This window comes from Neisseria sp. HMSC061H08, from assembly GCF_001836795.1.
In the GTDB taxonomy this organism is placed as follows: Bacteria; Pseudomonadota; Gammaproteobacteria; order Burkholderiales; family Neisseriaceae; genus Neisseria; species Neisseria subflava_A.
Genome location: NZ_KV830588.1, coordinates 1 through 15,429 on the forward strand (window position 1 = coordinate 1; position 15,429 = coordinate 15,429).

Sequence of the window (15,429 nt, forward strand, 5' to 3'; positions counted from 1 at the left end):
CGAACTATACGCCTACCAACAAAACCAGTCAATACCCAATTTCAAAAAAAACCAGAAATTTCTCGCAACTATCTGTATTTAAATAATTTAAAATTTATTTAATTTTATCGTTCAATTTTATCGTTCAATAGATAAACCAGATACCCTAAGATAAATAGTCCTGTGGCTTTACTCTTAATTGCTACATTCAAACACTCTATATCTCTATATTTCTATATTACTGGCGCTTTAGTCCCATCTACTCTTACAATCTCTACTTTCTCCAATAAAACAATCATAAATTTAGAATAGTCCCTATTATGAGTAACGAAAAGATTCAACAAAAATTTGAACAAGCATATCACTCTTTTATCGAAGAGGAAAATTACGAGGAAGCACTAAAACGTGCCGAGATTCTTTGCCTTCTCAATCCCAAATCTGCAGAATTTCATCATAAAGTTGCTTATGCCTATCTGAAGCAATTGAAATGGGAAAAAGCCATTGAGGCTGAAATGAAAACGCTAGAGCTGGATAGTACCTATATTCCTGCTTTGGATTTACTTGCACATGCTTATGGCGCTTTAGATAATTGGGAAAAAACTGGGTTTTACGGTCATCAGGCTTTGGTTCTAAAAGATAAAGCCATCCCAGACCTAGAACATGAAATCATTCCGACACCTGCTCCAAAAAACGGCAAACGGATTATCTCCTTTTCTTTATTTGGCAATAATTCCAAATATATTGAGCCTGCCGTCTTAAATACCCAGCTTGCGCCTGTGCTTTTCCCTGGTTGGACATGTCGTTTTTATGTCGACGATTCTGTATCGGCTGAAGCTATTCAACGATTTAGAAATAACGGAGCAGAAGTAATTAAAGTTGGCGCACCGTTGGACAACTGGCCGGGTACGATGTGGCGCTTTCTTGCCATTAATGATCCCGAGGTTGAATACGTTATTTTCCGTGATGCAGATTCTATTATTTGCTATCGTGATGCTGCAGCCGTATCCGAATGGATAAAAAGTGGCACACTATTCCACACTATTCGCGACTCAGGCTCGCATACTGCCCTAATTCTTGCGGGTATGTGGGGTGCTAAAGCGGGCGCAGTCCCAGATATGCAGGAAAGGATTCAAAACTTTGTCGACGAGGGCTATCCTTCCAGACATTTTGCCGACCAAGATTTTCTAGAAAAAGAATTGTGGGCATATATCCGTCAGAATCTGTTTGCACATGACAGATTATTTGATTTCTGTAATGCACACGAAATTCCCGGCGAGTTTTACCCTAATTATCAAATCGCTTTTAGCGAAGGGGTTACCAGCTTTAACGCAACGACTGATTATGAAGACGGCAGCCTGGCAAGATGGACGCTGTACTCCAGTGCTTCGCCTTTGGTCAATCCGGACTACTCGCTCAATGCTGTTCCTGAATTTAAAGTCTGCAGTTATGTGACTGAAGTGAAAAACGGGGTGGTTTCAGCATTTTTGCCGAAGAGATATGGCAATGCGATTAAAGCAAAACTGGCCAGAATCAACATCGAACAAATCTAATTTGATTTGATTCCTAATATATCTCATTTCATGAACCCGTTATTTATGAGCAAACACATTCTCCTCGGTATCACCGGCGGTATTGCGGCGTATAAATCGTGTGAACTGGTCAGACTGCTGAAAAAACAGGGGCATTCTGTTTCGGTGGTGATGACGGATTCTGCGACGGAATTTGTCTCTCCGCTGACTTTCCAAGCTTTAAGCGGCAATCCCGTGTTATCGGATACTTATTCAGGCGCTTCCAATAATGGCATGGCGCACATCAATCTGACGCGTGAAGCTGACGCGTTTCTTATTGCGCCTGCAACTGCCAATACGATTGCCAAAATTACCAACGGATTGGCCGACAACCTGCTGACTACTTTGGCTGCAGCCAGAAAATGTCCTTTGGCCGTTGCGCCTGCAATGAATGTCGAAATGTGGAACAACCCTGCCAACCTACGCAATATTGAGCAGCTGGCTTCAGACGGCATTACCGTGTTTTACCCAAACAGTGGCGAACAGGCTTGCGGTGAAACAGGCACAGGCAGAATGGTCGAAGCAGTCGATCTGGCAGATTTGCTAGAGGATTTATGGACACCCAAGCTGCTGAGCGGCAAAAAAGTTCTGATTACAGCCGGCGCAACGTTTGAAGCCATCGATCCTGTCCGCGGCATTACCAATATTTCCAGCGGACAAATGGGCATGGCTTTAGCGCGTGCGTGCCGTGCTGCCGGAGCGGAAGTCACGCTGATTTACGGTCAAATTCAGACGGCCTTACCCGCAGACTTGGCTCATTCTGAACAGGCTGTCAGCGCAGAAGCCATGTATCAGGCAGTTCATCGCCATATCCATGAACAAGATGTCTTTATCTCTGTCGCAGCCGTTGCCGACTATAAAATCAAAAACAGCAGCAACGAGAAACTGAAGAAAAACGGCGATCAGCCTCCGGTTATCGAACTGACGGAAAATCCGGATATTCTCGCATCCGTTGCCACCTTGCCTTCTCCGCCGTTCTGCGTCGGCTTCGCTGCCGAAAGCCATCAGGTTTTGGAATTTGCTCGGGCAAAACGTTTGCGCAAAAACGTACCGATGCTGGTGGCCAACCAAGTTTCCGTTTCCATGGGTAAGCCAACCAATCAAATCACCATTATTGATGACCTTGCCGAAACCTCCTTTCCGGAAACATCCAAGCGCCAAGCAGCGGATGAAATCGTCAAACGTCTGGCTGAATTGTTGTCTTAATCAAACAGAAGGCCGTCTGAAAATTTTTCAGACGGCCTTCTGTTTGAACACATTAAATCACAAACCCAATTCGCGCAGGAAACGAATATCGTCTGCCCAACCGGATTTCACTTTCACCCAAATCTTCAAGAAGACTTTGGTATCAAACAATTTCTCCATATCAAGGCGGGCTTCAGTAGAAATTTTCTTCAATTTCTCCCCACCCTTGCCAATCAAAATCGCCTTTTGGCTGTCTTTATCAACCAACACCGCGATATAAATGCGGAACAGTCCGCTTTCCTCTTCCTCAAACTGCTCCACTTCAACATTCATCGCATACGGCAGCTCTTCGCCCAAATAGCGGAACAATTTTTCGCGCACAATTTCCATCGCCAGGAATCGGCTGGATTTGTCCGTCACCATATCTTCCGGATACATCGGGATACTTTCCGGCAGATACGGCTTGAGCAGCTCCAGCAGATTGGCAATACGCAGGCCATGTTTCGCGCTGACTGCCTCGCTGGCGGCAAACTCAAACTCTTGGCGTACTTCATTGATAAACGCCTCAAGCGCAAATTTGTCTTTGGCTTTGTCTTTATCGATTTTATTGACCACCAATACCACAGGCGTATGCTTAGGCAACTGCTTCAACACCACGCGGTCGGCATCGGTAAAACGCATGGCTTCCACCACAAAAACCACCACATCCACGCCGCTCAACGCTTCGGTGACGTTTTGATTAAGACGATCATTCAAGGCATTGCGGTGATTGGTTTGAAAACCCGGCGTATCGACAAACACAAATTGTGCCGTATCGTCGGTGTAAATACCGGTTACACGGTTGCGCGTGGTTTGTGCTTTTTTACTGGTAATACTGATTTTCTGACCGATTAAATGGTTCATCAGCGTGGATTTGCCGACATTCGGACGACCCACGATGGCCACAAAGCCGCAACGATAATCTGTCGGGTGTTGCGACTCGTTTTGCAAAAAGGTTTCGATATCCATTTATATATGACTTTCTTGATTGTTTCAGACGGCCTTTGCATTTTTTCAAAGGCCGTCTGAAGTATTATTTTTTAGCTTTTTTCAAAGGAAACTTCTGTTCCAACCACTCTAAGGCTTCACATGCCGCTTTTTGCTCGGCCACTTTCCGACTGCTGCCGCGTGCATTACAGATGAAACCGAGTTCGCCCAAATCGCAGGAAATCACAAACATCGCATCGGCCGTCTGCTCCGCCTGCTCTTCGATTCGGTATTTCGGCAGGGCAAAGCGGCGTGCCTGCAAGGCTTCCTGCAAAGCGGTTTTACTGTCTTTCTTGCCGATATTCAAATCCGCACGCTTCACGCGTTCCGCAAACAAATGGCGAACCACTTTTTCCGCCGCAGAAAAATCAGCATCAAAGCTGACCGCCGCAAACATTGCTTCCATCGCGTCGGCCAAAATCGAAGGCCGTCTGAAACCGCCGCTCTTCAACTCGCCGGCACCTAAATACAAACCGTCGCCGACATTCATTTCCAACGCGATTTCAGCCAATACGCCTTCATTTACCAAAGCCGCGCGCATCCGCGACAGCTCGCCTTCCGACAATTTCGGAAACGCATCAAACAACATCCTCGCCACGGAATAGTTCAAAATCGAATCGCCGACAAATTCAAAACGCTCATTGTGTTTGGCATTGTAGCTGCGGTGGGTCAAAGCCTGCTGAAGCAGCTCCATATTGCGGAACTCATAGCCCAGACGCTTTTGAATCGCTCGATGCGCCTGCTGTTTGAGCAAATCAGGTTTCATTCCATACTTTCAAAAAAACAGCCGGAAAGCACGCCTCATCCGCAGTGAAACAAAATAAAAAGGCTACACCGGCAACTTTTTTATTTTGGCTCATTGTTTCTTGCGTCCCTCAAGCCGATAAACAATCAAAAGCCGTCATGTTCAAACCTGACGGCACTTGCCGACATTGTACCATCAAACCGCCCCTGCACACATCCGTGCGGAAAAGCGGCGAATCGTGTAAAATCATGCCAAATCATCTCTTTGTCAACTCCATGAACAAATTTGCCCAAGCATTGGCCGCAGCGCTCGACCGCTGCATCGTTACCAACACCGTCGCCGAACAAGGCGAACCCGTCGGCTTCCTCTACCGCGAAGCCCCCGTGTTTGAAAACGACAGCGGCTGGCGTATTTTCAGCGGCGACGAAACCGACGAATACACCGACAATCCCGACAATTTCAGCATTGTCAGCCTCTCCGCCATTACCGCAGACAATCCCGACATCGCGCCCCTGCTAACTCAGGCAGAAGGCAGCGCGTGGGAATTGAACGAAGACGGCGAGTTCCAAGCCGTTGCCGATTGGCAGCCGCAAGAATAATCCATCCCCATTTCGTTTCAGACGGCCTTCTTTATAACAAGGCCGTCTGAAACCGAGCCGAATCCCTATTTCACAAATATTGAAGGAATCATCATGAACATTATCGAACCACGCCTCGATGGCACCAACCTGCGCATCGGCATCGTTCAAGCCCGCTTCACCAACGAAATCGGCAGCGAAATGGTCAAAGTTTGCTGCCGCACCCTAAAAGAATTGGGCGTATCCGAAGACAACATCACGCTTGCCACCGTTCCCGGCGCGCTTGAAGTGCCTATCGCGCTGATGAACCTCGCTTCATCCGAACAATTCGATGCCCTGATTGCCATCGGCGTTGTCATTCGTGGCGAAACCTACCACTTTGAATTGGTATCCAATGAGTCCGGTGCAGGTGTCAGCCGCGTTGCCCTTGACTACAACATCCCTATCGCCAACGCCATCCTGACGACTGAAAACGACGAACAAGCCGTTGCACGTATCGAAGAAAAAGCCTCCGATGCAGCCAAAGTTGCCGTAGAATGTGCCAACTTGGTCAACCATCTTTTGTCAGAACAATACGAAGACGACGAAGAATAAGCTTCTCCCCGTATTGGATACCGTATATTTTCAGACGGCCTCTCAATCATGACATTGAGGCCGTCTGAATCATTCAATATTCAGCCGACAACCATCGGCACTCTCTTCACAAGGAATACCCATGAAAAGCCCACGCCGCCGCGCACGCGAGCTTGCCGTACAAGCTATTTATCAAGCAGGCATCAACAAAACTGCCGCTCCCGAAATTGCCAAAAACATCCACGAACTGTCCCAATCTTCCAATATGGATGAAGAGCTGTTCAACAAACTGTTTTTCGGCGCACAAACCCATGCCGAAGAATACATGGAAAAAATCAGCCCCCTGCTCGACCGCGACGAGAAAGACCTCAGTCCTATCGAACGCGCCGTTTTGCTGGTTGCCTGCCATGAGCTGAGCACCATGCCTGAGACCCCCTACCCCGTCATCATCAATGAAGCCATCGAAGTCACCAAAACTTTCGGCGGCACCGATGGCCATAAATTCGTCAACGGCATCCTCGACCAACTGGCTTCCCGTATCCGCCCTAACGAACCGCGCCGCAAAGGCTAAGATTAGCTTCACATCAGGTCGAGATTACTGATCTTTGTCCTGTTTAGGCTCATCTGCTTATACAGCCAAACCATCAAAAAGGCCGTCTGAAATTCAGACGGCCTTTTATATTTCGATTTATTCTGATTTTGGCATTTCATAACCGGGGCAGTTTTGCTTGTCGCTGCTTGCCCAGATGATACCGCTGTCGTTGTAATAAACGGTACAGGTTTCATTAGCGTTGGTTTCTTTATTGGGTTCAGCCTTCAAAATATAACCTGAATCGGAAGGATTAGGCATAGAAGCCGTACCTTCGGAAAAACTAATATTGAAATATTGATTCTGCTGTAAATTTTCATCAGAAAACCCTTCAAATGTACTTTTTTGAGTGTAGTAGCGTTCGAGCTGTTGGGCGTTATGCAGCATCTGCGTGCGGACGGCGGCAAGGCGCGTTTGGCGGATGTAGTTTTGATAAGACGGATATGCGATGGTAGCAAGAATGGCTGCAATCACAATGACTATCAGCAGCTCGATAAGCGTGAAGCCTTGTTGATGTTTCATTGTATTTATGTCGTGAATAATTAGAATAAGACGTGGATATTATAGTATTTCTTGCGGCTTAAATGTTCAGATTCGGAGGGAGTTTGGGAATTTATGTAAATGAGGTGCAAGTTCTGAAAAATGTTTCCAGCCCTTTATTTTCTATTTCAATAAGTTAAACTTCAATTTAAACCGACCGTCTCTTGGTTGGCCTTGGTCTTTACAGTAAAATCCAGTTGTTTTTTTGTTTCTATCAATACATTTGTTGCTTGTCTGCGACGTTATTTTATTGAATTGGTTCCTTTTATATGTCTAAAGTTTTCAAGTGGGCGGCCGGTACGGCTGTTATCGTGGCTGCGGCTTTCGGCGGCTGGTCTTTGATGAAGCCTGAGCCTCAGTCTTCTTTTATTACGGAAGTGGTCAAACGCGGCGATATCCGTCAAACCGTATCGGCAACCGGCGAAATCTCGCCTTCCAATTTGGTATCCGTAGGCGCGGAAGCTTCGGGTCAGATTAAAAAATTGTATGTGAAACTGGGCCAACAAGTGAAAAAAGGCGATTTGATTGCAGAAATCGACTCAACCAATCAGCTCAATACCTTAAATACCGAAAAATCCAAACTGGAAACTTATCAGGCAAAATTGGTTTCTGCCGAAATTGCGCTTTCCAGTGCGGAGAAAAAATATAAACGCGAACTTGCCTTATGGAAAGAACAGGCCACTTCCAAAGAAGATTTGGAATCTGCACAAGACTCTTTAGCCGCAGCCAAAGCCAATGTCGCCGAACTGAAGGCCTCCATCAAACAATCCAAAATCTCCATCAATACAGCCGAATCCGAACTGGGACACACGCGGATTACCGCCACCATGGACGGCACCGTGGTCGCCATTCCTGTTGAAGAAGGCCAATCCGTCAATGCGGCGCAATCTACGCCGACCATTATCCAGCTGGCAAATCTGGAAACCATGTTAAACAAAATGCAGATTGCAGAGGGCGACATCACGAAAGTCAAAGCCGGTCAGGATATTTCATTCACCATTTTGTCCGAGCCGGACACCCCGATTAAAGCGAAATTAGACAGTGTCGACCCCGGCCTGACCACCATGTCTTTGGGCAACTACACCAGCAGCACGGACACGACTTCCAATGCGATTTACTACTATGCCCGCGCACTTGTACCGAATCCCGAAGGCAAACTTTCTATCGGTATGACCACTCAAAACACGATCGAAATCAACGGCGTGAAGAATGTTTTACTGGTACCGACGCTGACCGTGAAAAAACATAACGGCAAATCCTATGTCAGCATTTTGGGCGCAGACAATAAAGCGGTAGAACGCGAAGTAACCGTCGGTTTGAAAGACAGTATGAATACCGAAATCAAAAGCGGCTTGAAAGAAGGCGAAAAAGTGATCGTTTCTGAAATGAGCGCAGATGAAAAGAATAAGAGCAGCGAACGCGCGATGATGGGTGGCGGCCCTCCTCGCTGATTGATTAAGGCCGTCTGAAAGGTTTGGCTGTGTTTCAGACGGCCTTAGTTCCTGTATTTCTATTTTTCGCCCGGAAAGATTATGAGTTTAATCGAATGTAAGAATATCAACCGTTTTTTCGGTAGCGGTGAAAACCGTGTGCACGTATTGAAAGATGTCAGCCTTTCTATTGAGAAAGGCGACTTTGTGGCGATTATCGGCCAATCCGGCTCGGGCAAATCGACGCTGATGAATATCTTGGGCTGTCTGGATACCGCCACTTCCGGCTCTTATCAAATCGACGGCATCGAAACATCGCAAATGCAGCCGGACGAACTGGCGGCTTTGCGCCGTGAGCGTTTCGGCTTTATTTTCCAGCGTTACAACCTGTTAAGCTCGCTGACCGCCCGGGACAACGTCGCCCTGCCTGCCGTGTATATGGGCATGGACAGCAAAGAGCGCGCGGAACGTGCGGAAAAACTGTTGGGCGATTTGGGCTTGCAAAATAAAGAAGGCAACAAACCCAGCGAACTTTCCGGCGGTCAGCAACAACGCGTTTCGATTGCCCGCGCGTTGATGAACGGCGGCGAAATCATCTTTGCTGACGAACCGACCGGCGCATTGGATACCGCCAGCGGTAAAAATGTGATGGAAATCATCCACAAGCTGCACGAAGACGGGCATACCGTGATTATGGTCACCCACGATCCGGGCATTGCGGCAAATGCGAACCGCGTCATCGAAATCCGCGACGGTCAGATTATTTCGGACACGTCTAAAAATACCGACATTCCGCCCAGCAAAGTGGAGAGGATTAAAGAAAAAGCTTCCTGGTCGTTTTATTACGATCAATTTATGGAAGCATTCAAAATGTCGGTACAGGCGATTATGGCGCACAAAATGCGTTCGCTGCTGACCATGCTGGGGATTATCATCGGTATCGCTTCGGTGGTATCGGTAGTGGCCTTGGGTAATGGTTCTCAACAAAAAATCTTGGAAGACATCAACTCGATGGGCACAAACACCATCAGCATCTTCCCCGGCCGTGGTTTTGGCGACCGCCGCAGCGGACGAATCAAGACACTGACAATTAATGACGCAAAAGCCATCAGCCAACAAAGCTACGTCGCCTCTGCCACCCCTCAAACCAGCTCCGGCGGTACCTTAACCTACCGCAACACCGACCTGACCGCCTCGCTTTACGGCGTAGGCGAACAATATTTCGACGTGCGCGGTTTGAAATTGGAAGAAGGCCGTCTGTTTGATGATGACGATGTAAAAACCGATGCACAAGTCGTCGTTATCGACCAAAACACCAAAACCAAACTCTTCGGCGAAGGTGTCAATCCTTTAGGCAAAACCATCCTTTTCAAAAAACGCCCGCTAACCGTCATCGGCATTATGAAAAAGGATGACAACTCGTTTGGTAATTCCGACTCGCTGATGCTTTGGTCGCCATATACAACGGTCATGCACCAAATTACCGGCGAGAGCCATACCAATTCCATCGTTGTCAAAATCAAAGACGATGCCAACACGCAAGTTGCCGAAAAAAGCCTGACCGAGCTGCTGAAAGCACGCCACGGTACAGAAGACTTTTTTATGAACAACAGCGACAGCATCAAAGAAATGGTTGAAAGCACGACCGGCACCATGACGCTGCTGATTTCTTCCATCGCGGTCATCTCTTTGGTGGTCGGCGGTATCGGCGTGATGAACATCATGCTGGTCTCCGTTACCGAGCGCACCAAAGAAATCGGCGTCCGCATGGCAATCGGCGCACGCCGCAACAATATTTTGCAACAGTTTCTGATTGAGGCCGTCTTAATCTGTATCATCGGCGGCTTGTCCGGCATATTGTTGTCTGCCTGCATCAGCCTGGTGTTCAACTACTTTGTTACCGACTTCCCGATGAGCATTTCCATGACTTCCGTCATCGGCGCAGTTGTCTGCTCCACCGCCATCGGCGTCGCGTTCGGCTTTATGCCCGCCAACAAAGCTTCCAAGCTCAACCCGATTGATGCGCTGGCTCAGGATTGATTATGTTTCAGACGGCCTATTATCTTGGGGCCGTCTGAAATGCTGTTACCCGAAAGATTTTTTATGAAGACGAAACCTTTTTCCCAAGCAGCCTTATCATTGGCTGTTGCTCTTGCCCTAAGTGCGTGCGCCGCACCCAAAGCCAACCCGAACCTGACACTGGAAGCAACCGGCCAAGTCATGAGCGCGACCGAAACTGCCGAACGCTACGATGTAAACGGCAACTGGTGGGAAATCTACCAAAGCCCGCAGCTTAATGCGCTGATGGAGCAGGCGCTGGCCAACAATGTCGATTTGAAACAGGCCGCCATCAGCGTCAACAAAGCTTTGTATCAAGCCAATATTTTGGGTGCGGATTTGGTGCCTTCGTTCAGCGGCTCGTTGGGCGCGAACGCTTCTAAAAACCTGAAAACCGGCAGCCACGGCAATACCTTCAGCAGCCAGCTTGGTTTGAGCTACGAATTGGATTTGTGGCGCAAACTCAGTGCCACTGCCGATGCGCAGGTATGGGAATACCAAGCCACGCATGAAGACATGGCCAACACACGCCTGACTTTGATTAATAATGTCGCCGATGCGTATTTCAATATCGCCTATCTGAACGAAGCCATCGAGTTGGCAAAAAAATCGCTGAAGCAATATCAGGAAATCAACCGCATTGCGAATGCCAAGTTCCGCTACGGCCGGGCCGACTCCAGCCAGCCGACCCAAGCCAAACAGTCATTGCTGAGTGCGGAAAACAGCCTGTTGTCTTTGCAAAACAATTTGGATACGCAAAAACAGGTTTTGCGTAATTTGTTGAATTTAAGGCCGTCTGAAAACATGGCCGCCGATCCGGCACAGTTCCGCCTGTTGCCGGTCAAAGGCGTGAACTTGGACGTGCCGATTACCGTTTTGGCCAACCGCCCCGACCTGCGCGCCGCCGAATACCGCCTGCAAGCGTCGCAACAATCGGTCAACGCGCAAAAACGCAGTTGGTATCCGTCGATTACTTTGGGCGCAAGTTTGAGTACGTCTTCCGACAAAGCAAAAAGCACGTTCAATATCCCCATGTTGGGCGGCTCGGCCACCATCAATCTGCCTTTCCTTAATTGGCAGACCATGAAATGGAAAGACAAAACCGTACAAGCGGAGATGGACAGTGCCAAGCTGAATTTTGAAAAAGCCCTGACCACCGCGCTCAACGAGGTCAACACCAACTACCTTGGCTACAAAAACGCGCAGGCCGGCCTTGCCAATCAGGAACAGCGTTATCAGTTGGACAAGAAAAACAGCCATTACTATCAAGTACGCTACCAACACGGTAAAAACGAACTGAAAGACTGGCTGGAGGCTTTGAATACGGAATACAGCTCGGCGCAAAACCTGCTAAACCAACGCTATGAGGCTTTAAAATACGAAAATATGGTGTACAAAGCCATGGCAGGACGTTATACGCCGAAATAGCATTTTCAGACGGCCTTTGGTTAATTTCCGTCAACGGCGGTCTGAAAAACATTCAAGCAACTGAATTTTCATATATAATCGCGCGTTTATTTGATTTTATCCGGACAACATTATGGCCTTCGCCTCTCTCTTTACGCTTTTGGACGACATTACCGCCGTTTTGGACGATGTAGCGATGATGACCAAAGTCGCCGCCAAAAAAACCGCCGGCGTGGTCGGTGACGATTTGGCGCTCAACGCCAATCAGGTAACCGGCGTATCCGCCGAGCGCGAATTGCCGATCATTTGGGCGGTGGCAAAAGGCTCTCTGGTCAATAAGCTGATTCTGGTGCCGCTTGCACTGTTGCTTTCCGCTTTCCTGCCAGCGCTGATTACGCCCTTGCTGATGATCGGCGGTGTGTATTTGTGTTTTGAAGGCGTGGAAAAACTGTTGCACAAATTTCTACACCGCAATGAACACGAAGACGGACACGATGCCGAGCCTGAAGTCACAGACGAAAAAACAAAAGTGAAAGGCGCGGTCCGCACAGATTTCATCCTCTCCGCCGAAATTATTATTATCGCGCTGGGCGTCGTTGAAAAATATGACCTGATGACGCGTTCTTTGGTGATGGCCGCCATCGGTGTCGGCATGACGGCATTGGTCTATGGTTTGGTCGGCATTATCGTCAAACTTGACGACCTCGGCATGATGTTGATGCGCCAAAAAAGTGCCGCCGTGCAAGGTATCGGACGCGGCTTGATTTCATTTATGCCTTGGTTTATGCGCGGCTTGAGCATTGTCGGTACGTTGGCGATGTTCTTGGTCGGCGGCGGACTGATTACCCACAACCTTGGCTTTTTACACAATTTCCTCCACGCGCAGCATTGGGACAGCGGCATGATGGAACATATCGCCAATCTGGTGGTCGGAGTAGCCGCCGGTGCCTTGGCTTGCGCAATCGTCCTGCCTGCAATGAAATTGTTTCAAAAAGACTGATTTTGTTTCCCTGCCGTCTGAAAATTTTTCAGACGGCCTCAATACCATTTAAAGCATGAATATTTTCCGTAAACTCGAACAATATTGGCAACATCCGCTGCTGTACTGGCCGCTGGTCATCTTGATTGCCGCCGCGACACCGTTCACTTTCGCCCCGTATTATCATTTCTGGCTGATGCCGCTGTTGTTTGGCGCGCTGATACGCCTGATTGAATTGCGTCCGCGCTTTGCCGTCATGACTGCCTATCTGTTCGGATTAATCGGTTATACGGCGCAGTTTTATTGGATACACACTGCCTTGCATGATGTTTCAGGTTTGCCGGATTCATACGCCATCCCTCTCACCTTCCTGCTGCCGGCGTTTCTTGCGCTTTATCCGGCCATCTGTTTTTGGGTGTGGAGAAAATGCAACCTGTCGCGCTGGGCCAAAACCGGCCTCCTACTGCCGATTTTATGGACGCTGGCAGAATTTGCTCGCGAACGTTTCCTGACCGGATTCGGCTGGGGCGCAATCGGCTATTCCCAAATCATTAAAGACAGCCCGTTGGCAGGTTTCGCGCCTTTGGGCGGCATTCATATGGTCACGCTGGCAACCGCTTTCCTCAGCGCATGGCTGGTGTTACTGATTGACAACCACGGCCGTCTGAAACACCGCCTTCTGCCCTTATTCCTTATCGTTGCGCTCTGCTCCGTCGGCTACATTTCCCAACAAACCGAATACACCCGCCCCGACGGCAGCACCAGCACGGTTGCCCTGATTCAAGGCAATATCGAGCAAAATCTGAAATGGAAAGAAGAGCAAATCATTCCGACCATTCAGAAATACTACGAACAAATCAGCAAGACCAGTGCCGACATCGTCATCCTGCCTGAAACTGCCCTGCCGCTGATGCGCCAAGACCTGCCCGAAGGCATCTTGGAACAATTCGCCGAACAGGCGCAAAGCAACGGCAGCGCATTGGCCATCGGTATCAGCCAATATACGCCCGACGGCAACGGCTACGAAAATGCAGTCATCAATTTGAGCGACTATCACAACAGCACTTCCGATACCATTCCCTACTACGCCAAGAACCACCTCGTTCCATTTGGCGAATACAAGCCCTTGCCCGCCATTACTGAGCGCCTCTATAAAATGATGGATATGCCTTTGGCCGACTTTCAAAAAGGCGGCGACAACCAAGCGCCTTTGGTGATGAAAGATCAAAAAGTTGCCTTCAATATCTGCTATGAAGACGGTTTCGGCGACGAACTCATTGCAACGGCCAAACGCTCCACCCTGCTCGCCAACATCAGCAATATGGCGTGGTACGGCAAATCCAATGCCATGTATCAGCAGCTTCAACAGTCCCAAGCGCGTGCAATGGAACTGGGCCGCTACATGGTTCGTGCTACCAATACCGGCGCGACCGCCATTATTTCCCCTAAAGGTACGATTGTTGCCGAAGCCCAGCCGGATACAGAAACCGTCCTCGAAGGCCACGTTAAAGGCTATATCGGCGAAACGCCTTATATGAAAGCAGGCGGCTCCACATGGCTTATCAGCATTTTGGCCGTTATCGGTGTATTCCTCATCCTGATTGGCCGGAAGAAATCAGAATGAAAAATTTTTAAGACCTTGTTATACAAGGTCTTTTTTATTACTAAAACTATTTACATACAGAAATGTTTGTAATATACTTACCCAAAACCTAGCAAATCACTCAAATTTTCTAAGACAATCAAACCTTGCGATTCAAGCAGTAAAAACTATTGAATCTATCGTTAATTTACAGAAAAAATCCAACCCATAACAAAACAAACCACAGGCAGTGTTATACTGCTTGTCACACAATAAACAAAAAGCCGTTTTCAGACGGCCTAATTAAGGAGAGCATCCTTTATGAATAAAGCTTTTGCATTACCCGTTATCCACAGCGGCAACGGTAGCCTCGAGCAATACATTCATACTGTCAACAGCATTCCCATGCTGACTGCCGAAGAAGAAACACAACTGGCCGAACGTCAGCAAAAAGGCGATCTCAACGCCGCCAAACAGCTTATTCTGTCTCATCTTCGCGTCGTCGTATCCATCGCACGCGGCTACGATGGCTACGGCCTCAACCAAGCCGACCTGATTCAAGAAGGCAATATCGGCCTGATGAAAGCCGTCAAACGCTACGAACCGAGCCGCGGCGCGCGCCTGTTTTCGTTTGCCGTGCATTGGATTAAAGCCGAAATCCATGAATTCATTTTGCGCAACTGGCGTTTGGTCCGCGTTGCCACAACCAAACCGCAACGCAAACTGTTCTTCAATCTGCGCAGCATGCGTAAAAATCTGAATGCCTTGTCTCCAAAAGAAGCGCAAGAAATCGCCGACGATTTGGGCGTCAAATTGTCCGAAGTCTTGGAAATGGAACAACGCATGACCGGTCACGATATCGGTATCATGGCAGAAAACAACGATGATGAGGACAACTTCGCCCCTATCGACTGGTTGGCCGACCACGATGCAGAGCCTAGCCGTCAGTTGTCCAAACAGGCCCACTACGCCCTGCAAACCGAAGGTCTGCAAAATGCCTTGGCGCAATTGGACGACCGCAGCCGCCGCATCGTTGAAAGCCGCTGGTTGCAAGACGATGGCGGTTTGACCCTGCACGAATTGGCTGCCGAATACGGCGTATCTGCCGAACGCATCCGCCAAATCGAAGCCAAAGCCATGCAAAAATTGCGCGGTTTCTTGGCAGAAGAAGCAGAAGCCGTTTAAGCCTT

At 48.5% G+C, this 15,429-nt stretch carries 14 protein-coding genes; 11 read left to right on the top strand and 3 right to left on the bottom strand.

Translation table 11 applies throughout. The annotated features are described in order from the left end of the window. The first annotated feature begins 299 nt into the window (after positions 1-299). Both HMPREF2675_RS08990 and coaBC read left to right on the top strand, forming a co-directional pair. Positions 300-1,529, top strand: coding sequence for a tetratricopeptide repeat protein (locus HMPREF2675_RS08990; RefSeq protein ID WP_070814777.1), 1,230 nt, complete (start codon positions 300-302; stop codon positions 1,527-1,529). A 45-nt stretch (positions 1,530-1,574) separates the two neighbouring features. Further along, complete coding sequence (gene coaBC / locus HMPREF2675_RS08995; RefSeq protein ID WP_070814778.1) at positions 1,575-2,753, top strand: bifunctional phosphopantothenoylcysteine decarboxylase/phosphopantothenate--cysteine ligase CoaBC; 1,179 nt, start codon at positions 1,575-1,577, stop codon at positions 2,751-2,753. Between the two features lie 57 nt (positions 2,754-2,810). On the opposite strand, the gene era is transcribed toward coaBC, so the two are convergent. Both era and rnc read right to left on the bottom strand, forming a co-directional pair. Beyond that, entirely contained in the window at positions 2,811-3,740 is a 930-nt protein-coding gene (era, locus tag HMPREF2675_RS09000) for a GTPase Era (protein WP_036493257.1), read from the bottom strand. A 64-nt stretch (positions 3,741-3,804) separates the two neighbouring features. Then, positions 3,805-4,524, bottom strand: a complete 720-nt coding sequence (gene rnc, locus HMPREF2675_RS09005) for a ribonuclease III (RefSeq protein ID WP_003683027.1) — start codon at positions 4,522-4,524, stop codon at positions 3,805-3,807. A gap of 254 nt (positions 4,525-4,778) precedes the next feature. Here rnc and HMPREF2675_RS09010 point away from each other — a divergent pair, with 254 nt between their 5' ends. The 3 genes from HMPREF2675_RS09010 to nusB all read left to right on the top strand — a co-directional run bounded on the left by HMPREF2675_RS09010 (position 4,779) and on the right by nusB (position 6,225). Continuing rightward, the gene (locus HMPREF2675_RS09010) at positions 4,779-5,102 is read left to right on the top strand and encodes a DUF2185 domain-containing protein (RefSeq protein WP_003748560.1); all 324 of its coding nucleotides are present in this window, start codon (positions 4,779-4,781) and stop codon (positions 5,100-5,102) included. Positions 5,103-5,195: 93 nt separating this feature from the next. Further along, a complete protein-coding gene (gene ribH / locus HMPREF2675_RS09015) occupies positions 5,196-5,675 on the top strand; it encodes a 6,7-dimethyl-8-ribityllumazine synthase (RefSeq protein WP_036493252.1) in 480 nt (159 codons plus the stop codon). Between the two features lie 121 nt (positions 5,676-5,796). Then, entirely contained in the window at positions 5,797-6,225 is a 429-nt protein-coding gene (gene nusB / locus HMPREF2675_RS09020; RefSeq protein WP_070814779.1) for a transcription antitermination factor NusB, read from the top strand. A 117-nt stretch (positions 6,226-6,342) separates the two neighbouring features. On the opposite strand, the gene HMPREF2675_RS09025 is transcribed toward nusB, so the two are convergent. Beyond that, on the bottom strand, positions 6,343-6,765 hold the full coding sequence (locus HMPREF2675_RS09025; RefSeq protein ID WP_070814780.1) for a type IV pilin protein: 423 nt from the start codon (positions 6,763-6,765) through the stop codon (positions 6,343-6,345). 287 nt (positions 6,766-7,052) lie between these two features. Between HMPREF2675_RS09025 and HMPREF2675_RS09030 the strand changes: the two genes are divergently transcribed. The 6 genes from HMPREF2675_RS09030 to rpoH all read left to right on the top strand — a co-directional run bounded on the left by HMPREF2675_RS09030 (position 7,053) and on the right by rpoH (position 15,424). Next, complete coding sequence (locus HMPREF2675_RS09030; RefSeq protein ID WP_070814781.1) at positions 7,053-8,234, top strand: efflux RND transporter periplasmic adaptor subunit; 1,182 nt, start codon at positions 7,053-7,055, stop codon at positions 8,232-8,234. 81 nt (positions 8,235-8,315) lie between these two features. After that, positions 8,316-10,253, top strand: a complete 1,938-nt coding sequence (locus HMPREF2675_RS09035) for a MacB family efflux pump subunit (RefSeq protein WP_070814782.1) — start codon at positions 8,316-8,318, stop codon at positions 10,251-10,253. A gap of 63 nt (positions 10,254-10,316) precedes the next feature. Beyond that, entirely contained in the window at positions 10,317-11,699 is a 1,383-nt protein-coding gene (locus HMPREF2675_RS09040) for a TolC family protein (protein WP_070814783.1), read from the top strand. 112 nt (positions 11,700-11,811) lie between these two features. Further along, positions 11,812-12,678: a DUF808 domain-containing protein gene (locus tag HMPREF2675_RS09045; protein WP_070814784.1), complete on the top strand. Its 867-nt coding sequence runs from the start codon at positions 11,812-11,814 to the stop codon at positions 12,676-12,678. Between the two features lie 55 nt (positions 12,679-12,733). Next, positions 12,734-14,281: an apolipoprotein N-acyltransferase gene (gene lnt, locus HMPREF2675_RS09050; RefSeq protein WP_070814785.1), complete on the top strand. Its 1,548-nt coding sequence runs from the start codon at positions 12,734-12,736 to the stop codon at positions 14,279-14,281. A 279-nt stretch (positions 14,282-14,560) separates the two neighbouring features. Continuing rightward, the gene (rpoH, locus tag HMPREF2675_RS09055) at positions 14,561-15,424 is read left to right on the top strand and encodes an RNA polymerase sigma factor RpoH (RefSeq protein ID WP_004519690.1); all 864 of its coding nucleotides are present in this window, start codon (positions 14,561-14,563) and stop codon (positions 15,422-15,424) included. The last annotated feature ends 5 nt before the right edge of the window (positions 15,425-15,429 follow it).